The sequence below is a fragment of the Rhodococcus opacus genome (genome assembly GCF_012396235.1).
Lineage (GTDB): Bacteria > Actinomycetota > Actinomycetes > Mycobacteriales > Mycobacteriaceae > Rhodococcus_F > Rhodococcus_F opacus.
On the sequence record NZ_JAAXPA010000031.1, the window covers coordinates 38,524 to 48,848 of the forward strand.

Annotated in this window: 10 protein-coding genes; 2 read left to right on the plus strand and 8 right to left on the minus strand. The window is 67.0% G+C overall.

Annotation, left to right across the window (positions count from 1 at the left end):
- Positions 1 to 10 precede the first annotated feature (10 nt).
- A complete protein-coding gene (gene grpE / locus HGB39_RS30850) occupies positions 11 to 661 on the minus strand; it encodes a nucleotide exchange factor GrpE (protein WP_005256786.1) in 651 nt (216 codons plus the stop codon).
- On the minus strand, positions 658 to 2,502 hold the full coding sequence (dnaK, locus tag HGB39_RS30855) for a molecular chaperone DnaK (RefSeq protein WP_064080339.1): 1,845 nt from the start codon (positions 2,500 to 2,502) through the stop codon (positions 658 to 660). The genes grpE and dnaK overlap by 4 nt, the downstream gene beginning before the upstream one ends.
- Before the next feature lie 297 nt (positions 2,503 to 2,799).
- Between dnaK and HGB39_RS30860 the strand changes: the two genes are divergently transcribed.
- The gene (locus HGB39_RS30860; RefSeq protein WP_005574325.1) at positions 2,800 to 3,366 is read left to right on the plus strand and encodes a hypothetical protein; all 567 of its coding nucleotides are present in this window, start codon (positions 2,800 to 2,802) and stop codon (positions 3,364 to 3,366) included.
- 6 nt (positions 3,367 to 3,372) lie between these two features.
- Here the strand turns inward: HGB39_RS30860 and HGB39_RS30865 are convergent, their stop codons facing one another.
- Both HGB39_RS30865 and HGB39_RS30870 read right to left on the minus strand, forming a co-directional pair.
- Positions 3,373 to 3,633: a hypothetical protein gene (locus HGB39_RS30865; protein ID WP_005238337.1), complete on the minus strand. Its 261-nt coding sequence runs from the start codon at positions 3,631 to 3,633 to the stop codon at positions 3,373 to 3,375.
- A 70-nt stretch (positions 3,634 to 3,703) separates the two neighbouring features.
- A complete protein-coding gene (locus HGB39_RS30870) occupies positions 3,704 to 4,024 on the minus strand; it encodes a hypothetical protein (protein WP_240960663.1) in 321 nt (106 codons plus the stop codon).
- Positions 4,025 to 4,156: 132 nt separating this feature from the next.
- Here HGB39_RS30870 and HGB39_RS30875 point away from each other — a divergent pair, with 132 nt between their 5' ends.
- Positions 4,157 to 4,699, plus strand: a complete 543-nt coding sequence (locus tag HGB39_RS30875) for a DinB family protein (RefSeq protein ID WP_005256776.1) — start codon at positions 4,157 to 4,159, stop codon at positions 4,697 to 4,699.
- A 193-nt stretch (positions 4,700 to 4,892) separates the two neighbouring features.
- On the opposite strand, the gene HGB39_RS30880 is transcribed toward HGB39_RS30875, so the two are convergent.
- The 4 genes from HGB39_RS30880 to HGB39_RS30895 are packed head-to-tail and all read right to left on the minus strand — an operon-like array spanning position 4,893 to position 10,318.
- Complete coding sequence (locus HGB39_RS30880) at positions 4,893 to 7,112, minus strand: alpha-galactosidase (RefSeq protein WP_005574321.1); 2,220 nt, start codon at positions 7,110 to 7,112, stop codon at positions 4,893 to 4,895.
- Positions 7,109 to 8,044 (minus strand): carbohydrate ABC transporter permease, encoded by a 936-nt coding sequence (locus HGB39_RS30885; RefSeq protein ID WP_005256772.1) that lies wholly within the window; start codon positions 8,042 to 8,044, stop codon positions 7,109 to 7,111. Before HGB39_RS30885 ends, HGB39_RS30880 begins: the two co-directional genes overlap by 4 nt.
- Positions 8,044 to 8,967, minus strand: coding sequence for a carbohydrate ABC transporter permease (locus tag HGB39_RS30890; protein WP_005574318.1), 924 nt, complete (start codon positions 8,965 to 8,967; stop codon positions 8,044 to 8,046). Before HGB39_RS30890 ends, HGB39_RS30885 begins: the two co-directional genes overlap by 1 nt.
- A gap of 55 nt (positions 8,968 to 9,022) precedes the next feature.
- Positions 9,023 to 10,318: an ABC transporter substrate-binding protein gene (locus HGB39_RS30895; RefSeq protein ID WP_005256767.1), complete on the minus strand. Its 1,296-nt coding sequence runs from the start codon at positions 10,316 to 10,318 to the stop codon at positions 9,023 to 9,025.
- Between the last annotated feature and the right edge of the window lie 7 nt (positions 10,319 to 10,325).

Here is a 10,325-nt window from a genome sequence, read left to right on the forward strand (position 1 = left end):
CCTCTCGCTCTTACTCTTGTTCCGACTCGGCGGGCTTCGCCGCCTCGTCGGAGGTGTTCGCGCCGGCATCGCCGGCGCGATCGATCACAGCTACCATCGCATGCCGCAGGACGCGATCACCGAATTTGTAGCCCTTTCGCATCACCGTGCCGAGAACGGGGTCGTGACCCTCGCCCTCGTGCTGCACTGCCTCGTGCAGCGCCGGATCGAATGCGTCGCCCTCGGCACCGAACTCGCTCAGCCCGAGCGAGGTGAGGGTGCCGGTGAGCTTGTCTGCCACACCCTTCAGCGGCCCCGAGTCGAGGTCGCCGTGGCTGCGTGCACGGTCGAGGTCGTCCAGCACCGCGATGAGTTCACCGACGACGGACGCCTTGGCGTTCGCGATGTCGGCCTGCTTGTCGCGCTGGACGCGGCGGCGGTAATTGGCGTATTCCGCCTGCAGTCGCTGCAGGTCAGCGGTGCGCTCCGCCAACTCGTCCGTCTCCGGAGCTGCCGTGTCCGGCAGGTCCCCTTCGTCCACCGAGCCGGGCTGCGGGGCGGCAGCGGTGCCCGCGAGGGGCTCCACTACCGGCTCCGCGTCCCGTGTCCGACCGGTCTCGGGGTCGATCTTCCGCTTGTCCACGAAAGTGACCGGTTCCTGCTCGGTGTTGTCGGACGTCACTTCTTCTCCGAGTCGGACGGCTCGTCCACGACCTCGGCGTCGACGACGTCGTCGGCACCACTCGCGCCGGAACCGTCGGTGTTGGCGGCTTCCTCGGCGGCACTGGCCTCGTAGATCGCCTGGCCGAGGGCCTGCGACTCGGTGGCCAGCTTCTCGACCGCGGTCTTGACGGCCGCGATGTCGGTGCCTGCGAGAGCCTCGTTGGCTTCCTTGATGGCAGCCTCGACCTTCTCCTTGACGTCGGCGGGCACCTTGTCCTCGTTGTCCTTGATGAACTTCTCGGTCTGGTGCACGAGCGACTCGGCCTGGTTGCGCACCTCGGCCTCCTCGCGGCGGGCCTTGTCTTCCTCGGCGTGAGCCTCGGCGTCCTTGACCATCCGCTCGATCTCTTCCTTGGACAGACCGGAGCCGTCCTGGATCTTGATCGTGTTCTCCTTGCCGGTGCCCTTGTCCTTGGCGGTCACGTGCACGATGCCGTTGGCGTCGATGTCGAAGGTGACCTCGATCTGCGGCACGCCACGCGGGGCGGGCGGCAGGTCGGCCAGCTCGAACGAGCCGAGCAGCTTGTTGTGCGAGGCGATTTCGCGCTCACCCTGGAACACCTGGATCTGCACCGAGGGCTGGTTGTCGTCAGCGGTGGTGAAGGTCTCGGAACGCTTGGTCGGGATGGTGGTGTTGCGCTCGATGAGCTTGGTCATCACGCCACCCTTGGTCTCGATGCCGAGGGACAGCGGGGTGACGTCGAGGAGCAGCACGTCCTTGACCTCGCCCTTGAGGACGCCGGCCTGCAGGGCGGCGCCGACGGCGACGACCTCGTCCGGGTTGACGCCCTTGTTGGGCTCACGGCCACCGGTCAGCTCGCGCACCAGATCGGAGACGGCGGGCATACGGGTGGAACCACCGACGAGCACGACGTGGTCGATGTCCTTGACGGCGATGCCGCTGTCCTTGATCACGGCCTGGAACGGCGCGCGGGTGCGGTCGAGGAGATCGGACGTGATCTTCTGGAACTCGCTGCGGGACAGCTGCTCGTCGAGGAACAGCGGGTTCTTGTCCGCGTCGACGGTGATGTAGGGCAGGTTGATCGACGTGCTCTGCGAGGAGCTCAGTTCGATCTTGGCCTTCTCGGCGGCCTCGCGGAGACGCTGCAGAGCCATCTTGTCCTTGGTCAGATCGATGCCGTTCTGAGCCTTGAACTTGTCGACGAGCCACGTGACGATGCGCTCGTCCCAGTCGTCACCACCGAGGTGGTTGTCGCCGGACGTGGCGCGAACCTCGACGACGCCGTCGCCGATTTCGAGCAGCGAGACGTCGAAGGTGCCGCCACCGAGGTCGAAGACCAGGATGGTCTGTTCCTTGTCGCCCTTGTCCAGGCCGTAGGCCAGTGCGGCCGCGGTGGGCTCGTTGACGATGCGCAGGACGTTGAGACCGGCGATCTGGCCGGCTTCCTTCGTGGCCTGACGCTGGGCGTCCTCGAAGTACGCGGGGACGGTGATCACGGCGTCGGTGATGTCCTCACCCAGGTACGCCTCGGCGTCGCGCTTCAGCTTCATGAGCGTGCGCGCGCTGATCTCCTGGGGCGTGTACTTCTTGCCGTCGATCTCCACGTTCCAGTCGGTGCCGATGTGGCGCTTGACGGAGCGGATGGTGCGATCGACGTTGGTGACGGCCTGGTTCTTCGCGGGCTGGCCGACCAGCACCTCACCGTTCTTGGCGAAGGCGACGATCGACGGGGTGGTGCGTGAACCTTCGGCGTTGGCGACCACTACGGGCTCGCCGCCTTCCAGCACAGACACGACCGAGTTCGTTGTACCGAGGTCGATACCGACGGCACGAGCCATAGTGTTCCTCACTTTCGTTTTGCAGTCCTGTGGGCAGGTTTTTCATTACTGAACTGCGATGTTGGCGCTTAGTGAGCGCCCTCCGCTCAAGTTTGCACTCCGACACCGTCGGGAGTCAATTCGAACTTGAGTCTTGCACGCTCATGTTGTCGTAAGGCTCAACGGAGGGGTGCGGAGATTTGTTCCCGGATGCCCGCATTTTGTTCGGGCGCCGTGTTTCGGCGGCGTGCTTCGGGGCCGCCGACACGGACCCGCGCGTCGGCCCGCCACGGTACGGCAGGTCGATAGGATCGCAGCGTGACGACACCCGAACAGCCGCGACGCCGGCCGGAACCGCCGCGACCCGTACCGCCGCGTCCGGAGTTCGCGGTCACCCCGCTGCGCGCCACCCCCACCGATGCCACCCCGAAGGCGGTCGCGGTGTCACTGTCCGCCTGGGTGGGATCGTTCGTCGTTCTCGCCGGAATCGCCGGGGCCATCGCGCTCGACCTCGGCGCGGTCCGCGACGCCCTCGAGGCCTCGGTCGCCGCGGACAATCCCGGGGACTCCGCGACAGACATCACCGACACGGTGAACCTGACGCTGATCGGCAGCGGCGCCATCGCCGTCGTCCTGATCCTCCTCGGACTGCTGGGGATACAACTTCTGCGCGCCCGGAAACCGGCGGGCCAGATCACCCTCGCCGTCGTCGGCGTCCTCAGCGCCGCCGGCGGGGTGGGCCTGTGGACCCTGCTGTCCGACGCCGGTGACGCGACCGCCGGTGTGCTGCAATGGGCGCCGCTCGCCTACAGCGCCCTCGTCGCGGTGGGAGTGCTCGCCCTGTTCGCCCCCGGTGTGTCTCCGTGGCTGCGCCGGAACCGCTGACCGGACTCACACCTGGCACGGATCGGTGCTGCCGTGGAACTCCGGGTCGGGGTCGTATTCTCGGTTGGACGTGCCCGAATACTCGGGATCGGGGTCGTACTCGTCGTTGGTCGTCCCCGTGAAGTCGGGGTCCGGGTCGTACTCGTCGTTGGTCGTGCCCTCGTAGGAGGAGTTGCAGGCCGGGTGGGCGGCAGCGGTCTGGGTCACGGACGCGGCGCCGAACACGAGAGCCACGGCTGCCAGTGCGGTCATCGTCGTGCGGATCATGATGATTCCTTTCATCGGTGGGCTGATCATCGGTGGGCTGGGCGGACCCAGAAGAGAGAACCGAGCGGGGTCACCCGTGTGCGGGCTGGTGGGGCATCGCGGGTTCGCCCGCGCCGATCCGGCTCGACCCGGCGACATCGGCGTGACGCGTCACCGTGGGGGTACCCAATTCGGGGCGCGCGACACCCGGCGCGAGCGGCGGAATCGTCAGGGCTCGCCGGAATTCCATCTGCCCGCCGGTGTCGCTCTCGGCGGCGGTCGAGGCGTACGCGAACGTGCCGACTCCCACCGTGACGGCGACGAGGACGGGCGACACCATGCCCCCGAGAACGCGAAGCCATACGCGTCGGCGGGAGGGCCGGGGTGCCGGTCCCGGAGAATCGAAGTTCATACCGAGAATCCTTCGCGGCGCGCGCTTTCCACACATCCAGGAAGGCACCCAACTTGGACCCCGAGAAAAACCCTGAGAAGGCCTTCCTAATGAGGACCGTTTCTGACCTCAATCGCTTCTACTCTTCTTCTCATGACCACTTCGCAGAAGTCCCCCGCCACCGGTGAGCGCGCCGACCTCCTCCAGATCCTGCAGGAGCAGCGAGCCACCCTGTTGATCACGGTCCGCGGCATCGACGACGAACAGGCACGGCAGCGCTCGACCGTCAGCGACCTGACGCTCGGCGGACTGATCAAGCACGTGTCCCACACGGAAAAGCACTGGGTCGAAACCATTCTCGAACCCGACGAGAACGCGGAGTTCGACATGGAGTGGGCGATGGAGAAGTACTACATGCGCGACGACGAAACCCTCGAGGGACTGCTCGCCGAGTACGCCGAGGTGGCCCGCGCGACGGAGGCCGCCGTGGCCGGCCTCGACGACCTGGACGTGCTCGTCCCACTGCCCACCGCACCCTGGGCACCCGAGCGGCAGTGGTGGACGATCCGCCGCACCCTGCTCCACATCATCCGGGAGACCGGCCACCATTCCGGTCACGCCGACATCATCCGGGAATCCCTCGACGGCGGAAACACCACCATGCAGATGGGCGCCGACGCGGGCATGGAGTTCTGACCCGCCCGGCGGAACAGACGAAAACACCTCACCGGGTTCGGGTTCCGGTGAGGTGTTCTCTTCATGTGGCGTTTTCGAGTGTTGACTTACCTCCTGCGGTTCAACTTTTGCCGACTGGTGAAGACCATGGTGCCGCGCTGCGGGGGCACCGGCTACCTACCCCAGGGTGAATCCTGCCCACCTGGTGCTGCGGCTACGCCTCCGCGGTGACCGAGAGCACGACCACGTCGTCGGGAAAGGACGCGGGTGTCTGCAGACCCACGACCGCGAGGGCCCGGCCCGTCATCGAGACGCCGAGTACCTCGCTCCCCGCGGACAGTCCGTCGGCTCGTCCACCCGGTGGCTGTACGTCGAACCACGCGGGCGGTTTCAGGCCCTCGTCCGGTGCACCGGCGAAGACGGGACGCACCCGATAGCGCCGGTCGGGGTCGAGCCCGGGCAGCGTGAACCTGCCCCGCGGTGACACCTCGGAGCGCCCCACGTACGCGAGGAAGAACAGCGCCTCCGCCCGGTCCGCTGCGACCGCACCGTAGACGAGCAGGGTCGGGTCGATCTCGTCGGCCCGCACCATCGTTCCGGTGTGCAGGAGTTCCCGGTGCCGCTTGTACAGGTCGATCCACACCGCGAGCTGTGCGTTCTCGTCGTCGGTGGCGGTCGCGAGATCCCACTCGATCCCGAGGTGCCCGTACAGCGCCGTCCCCGCCCGGAACGACAGGCGGTGGTACCGGCCCGTCGTATGGGAGATTCCGGACGCGATGTGCGAGCCCAGCAGTTCGGGGGGAAGCAGCTGCATCGTCCACCGGTTCATCTGCTGACGCTCGAGCGGATCGATGCAGTCCGAGACCCAGACGCGGTCGGTGCGCTCGAGGATGCCGAGGTCCACCCGCGCTCCGCCCGACGAGCAGGATTCGATCTCCAGTCCGGGGAAGCGGCGCTTCAGTTCGTCCATCAGCCGGTACGTCGCAAGGGTCTGGTCGTGGACGCCGGCGCGGCCGTGCGGTGCGGTACCGGCGTCGATCAGGTCGCGGTTGTGGTCCCACTTGATGTAGGCGATGTCGTACTCGGTGAGAATCGCGGACATCCGCTCGAGGATGTGGTCGTACGCCTCGGGGATCCCCAGATTGAGCACCTGCTGGTTCCGCGACGGCACGGGCGTGCGCCCGCCGGTCGCCATGACCCACTCGGGATGCTCCCGGGCGAGGTCGGAATCGAGGTTGATCATCTCCGGTTCGAACCACAGGCCGAACTCCATGCCGAGGGAACGCACGTGATCGACGAGCGGATGCAGGCCGTTCGGCCACACCGTTTCGTCGACGTGCCAGTCCCCGAGGCCCGCCAGATCGTTGCGCCGGTACCTGAACCAGCCGTCGTCGAGCACGTAACGCTCGACGCCGAGCTTCGCCGCGCGATCCGCCAGGTCCGTCAACCGGGCCAGGTCGTGGTCGAAGTAGACGGCCTCCCACACGTTGATCGTGACCGGGCGCGCGCGCCGCGGGTGCGTGGGGCGGGACCGGAGGTAGTCGTGGAAGCGATGCGCCTGGTCGTCGAGGCCGTCGCCGTAGGCGCCGTAGACCCAGGGCGTTTCGTAGCTCTCGCCGTCCGCGAGCCGTACCTCGCCCGGCAGGAGTAGTTCTCCGCCGCCGACCACCTGGAAACCGGTGAAGAGACGTTCGGCGTAGTGCCGGTGGTTGCCGCTGAACGCGACGTGGGTGCCCCACACTTCGCCGCGGCCGAACCCGAATCCGGGCACGCCGACGGAGAGCACCGTCGCGGCGTCCGGGCCGGTGCGTCCCTTCCGTCCTTCGCGTTCGTGGATGCCGACGGTCAGTTCACGGCGCTGCGGGATCCGTTCCTTCCCCCACCGGCCCGCGAAGTCGAGGATCTCGCGGGCCTGCGGTGGGACCGGGAACGCGAGCTGGAGGTCGTCGAGGACGTAGAAGGAGTCGCCCTCGTTCGTGACCTCGGCGCGCGTCCTCAGGAGGCCGCTCGGCAGCAGTTCGATGTCGAGGACCAGACCGAGATCGGCCACCGTGTCCTGCGCGGCGACCCGGACCGCGCCGGCACCGACCGCGACGAGTCCCGACCGGTGCTCGGCTCCGTCGACCGTGAGCGTGGTGGTCGTGAACAGCGGCGACCAGTCGGCGCCGTCCCGGTGCCCGGCGATCCCGGGCTTCCCCACCCACCCGGTGTGGTGTTCGGGGAGTATCGACAGCCGCACCGGGAGATCGACCACGTTGCCCGCCGGGGGCTCGATGTTCGCCTGCGCCAGGGCTTCGACGTCGGCGAGGGCGAGGTCGCCGAGCGCCGCACCCCAGTGCACGATCGCCGGCAACCGTCCCCCGGTGAGGTCCAGCACGATGGACACGCCGCCTGCGGTGAGGTGGACGTACGCGTGCGGTGGAGTTGCACTCACTTGTTGGCTCCCATCGTCAGTCCGGAAACGAAATGCCGCTGCAGCGCCACGAATACGAGCACCGTCGGCAATGCGACGAGCACCGATCCGGCGGCGAGCAGGTTGGTGTCGGTGAAGAAGCTGCCCTGCAGATTCTGCAGCGCGGTGGTGACCGGCAGCTTGTCGCCGCTGACCATCAGCGCCAGTGCCCAGAAGAAGTCGTTGTAGATCCAGGTGATCATGAGCGTCGCGAGCGCGGCCAGGGCCGGACGGCACAGTGGGAGCACCACCTGCCAGTACTGGCGGAACAGCCCGGCGCCGTCCACCGTCGCCGCCTCGAGCAGTTCCGGCGGGACCGTCTTCATGTAGTTGCTCAGCACGAACACGCAGAACCCGGTCTGGAACGCGACGTGCACCAGGATCAGTCCCCAGTAGCTGTCGTAGAGCGAGCCCGACGAACTCATCCAGTACGGCAACGGAATCGCGTTGTACAGCCGGAACAACGGGGTCAGCAGCGTCTGCTGCGGCAGCAGATTGCCCGCGATGAACACCGCCAGCATGATCACGTTGAACTTCCACGGGAACCGGGCGAGCACGAACGCCGCCATCGACCCGATGAACAGGATCAGCAGCACCGCCGGGATGGTGATGAGCATCGAGTTGAGGAAGTAGTGCGGGATTCCGCCGACCTCCCACGACTCGGTGTAATTGCTGAGCGTGAAACCGCCGACCGACAGGTAGCCGTGGGTGAGGACGTAGTCGTAGTCGCGGAACGAGTTGTAGAGCGCCCACAGCAGCGGGAAGATCCACAGCAACGCCAGCGCCGTGAGAAGGAGATATATCGCCGCGTGCGCGGTACTCAGCCGGCGCCGGTTGGCCACCGCGGCCTTGTTGCGGGGCCCGGGCCGGTCGACGGGCGCACTGTGGTCGGCGAGGGGTGTCGTCATGGTCATCAGTCGTCGCTCCGCATCACGATCCAGAGATAGAGGGCAATGAACACCAGCGAGATCACGAGCATGATCGTCGCCAGGGCCGAACCGAATCCGACCCGGCCCGCTTCGCCCACGACGTTGGCGGTGACGAGGGCGGAGATGAGTTCGAGTCCGTTGCGGCCCTTGTTGATCACCCACACGAGGTCGAAGGCGCGCAGGGCCTCGATGACGGTGATGACGATGATCAGCAGGTTGGTCGGCTTCATCAGGGGGAACACGATCCGGAAGAACGTGCGGATCGGGCCGGCGCCGTCCATGAGGGCTGCTTCGCGTACCGACGGGTCGATGGCTTTGAGACCGGCCAAGTACAGCAACATGATGTAGCCGGTGTGCCGCCAGCTCGCGGCGACCATGACGGCCCAGATGTTGACGTCGGGGTTGCCGAGCCAGTCGACGTCCGTACCCAGGATGGTGTTGAGCACGCCGCCGTCGGTGGAGTAGATCAGCTGCCACACGAATCCGACGAGTGCCATCGACAACACCACGGGGATGTAGAAGATGCTCTGGTACAGCCGGCTTCCCTTCAGGCCCCGGTCGAGCAGGACGGCGAGGAAGATGCCGAGGATCGTCGGGAAGACGAACAGGAACGCCAGCCAGAGGACGTTGTTGTGGAGGGCCTGCTGGAACGGTGGGTACGCCTGGACGGCGTCGACGTAGTTCTGCGGGCCGATCCACTCGATGGTGGACGTGCCGCCGATGCCGTCCCAGCGTGCGAACGACAGGATCACCGTGAACACGGTGGGAATCCACACCAGCCCGATCACGATCGCGGCGGGTAGCCCGAGCATGACGGCGATGGTCCACCGGTCACCCCGGCTGCGCCGGACCTTCGGCGCCGGGATCCTGGGTTCGGCTCCGGCCTGGGGAGGAACTGTGCTGGTCATGAATTCACCTGACCTGTCGGGACCGTGATGGTGGTCGTTGTCTTCTCGTGTGCTCTCATTGCCCGAACACCGCCGCCTTCTGACGCTCGATGCTGCGGACCAGGCCGTCGACGTCGTTCGGGTTGCCCAGGAACTGCTGCATCGCCGGAATCATCACGACGGACGCGAAGTCGGGGCGGGTGTCCCGGTCGAGGAACTGGGTGATGGACCCCGCACCCTGGACGAGGGCGGCCGACTTCTGCACGAGCGGAGGGAAACTCGACAGATCGGCGTCACGGTGCGCGGGTATCGCCTGAGGGTCCTGCTTCGCGTACGCGACCGCGGCGTCGGCGCCGGTGAGGAAGGAGAGGAACTGCTGCGCGCCACCGAGGTTGCGCGGGTCCTTGCGCATCATGAATCCGTCCATGGGCGCCTCCACCGCCGAAGTGCCGACGGCGGAGTCGAGTTCGGGGAACGCGAAGAAGTCCAGATCCTCGCGGTCTGGCCCCGCGGGGAAGCTCTGTGCGACGAACATGCCGGCCACCAGCATGCCGACCTCCTTGTTGAGGAGTGCCTGCTGCGCCTCGGACATCTTGCGGCCCAGCGGTTGCGGCTGGTGGAACGGCAGGATCTCGCGCCACGTGTCGAACACCGACCGGACGCGGTTGTCGGTCCAGCTCACGTCGCCCGCGAGGAGGGAGCGGTGGAAGTCGACACCGTTGAGGCGCAGGTCGAGGTAGTCGAACGTGCCGAACGGCGGCCAGCCGTCGCGGACGCCGAATCCGATCGGGGTGAGTCCGTCGGCCTGCATGCGCTTGGACAGGGTCACCCATTCGTCGAACGTCTTCGGCGGCGCGTAGCCGCGCTGCTGCCAGAGGCTGGGACGGTAGAACACGGCCCACGGGTAGTAGAAGAACGGGATCAGGTACTGCCGGCCGTCGGTTCCGGTGGACGCCTCGCGGAAACTGTCGCTGAAGCCGCTGCCGTGCGCTTGCCACACCGAGCTGACGTCGTCGACGAGTCCCTTGTCGGCGAAGTACTTCATGCGGTACCCCGACATCCAGGTGAAGACGTCGTCCGGGGTGCCCTGCAGGTAGTTGTTGACGTTCTCCTGGAACGAGGTGGAGTCGACGGAGTTGATCCGCACGGCGCCGCCGGTTTGCTGCTGGAACATCCCGACGACGTCCTGGACGCCGAGTTTGGCGTTCTTGTCCGACAGCCGCGATCCGAGGGTGATCACGTGGGGGTCGACACCGCTCGTGCACCCGGACAGCAGGCCCGCCGTCGACAGGGCGCCCGCGGCGCCGAGCGCGGCCTTGAGAAAGGTGCGCCGGGAGGGTTGCCACGGGTGCGGCAGCTCGTTTCGGTTCATGGTGCCC

Bases quoted from the DNA above. Each gene is read 5' to 3' on its own strand.
- dnaK (WP_064080339.1), bottom strand. From the start codon at position 2,502: ATGGCTCGTGCCGTCGGTATCGACCTCGGTACAACGAACTCGGTCGTG.
- HGB39_RS30865 (WP_005238337.1), bottom strand. From the start codon at position 3,633: ATGATCCGCACGACGATGACCGCACTGGCAGCCGTGGCTCTCGTGTTC.
- HGB39_RS30870 (WP_240960663.1), bottom strand. From the start codon at position 4,024: ATGAACTTCGATTCTCCGGGACCGGCACCCCGGCCCTCCCGCCGACGC.
- HGB39_RS30875 (WP_005256776.1), top strand. From the start codon at position 4,157: ATGACCACTTCGCAGAAGTCCCCCGCCACCGGTGAGCGCGCCGACCTC.
- HGB39_RS30885 (WP_005256772.1), bottom strand. From the start codon at position 8,044: ATGACCATGACGACACCCCTCGCCGACCACAGTGCGCCCGTCGACCGG.
- HGB39_RS30890 (WP_005574318.1), bottom strand. From the start codon at position 8,967: ATGACCAGCACAGTTCCTCCCCAGGCCGGAGCCGAACCCAGGATCCCG.
- HGB39_RS30895 (WP_005256767.1), bottom strand. From the start codon at position 10,318: ATGAACCGAAACGAGCTGCCGCACCCGTGGCAACCCTCCCGGCGCACC.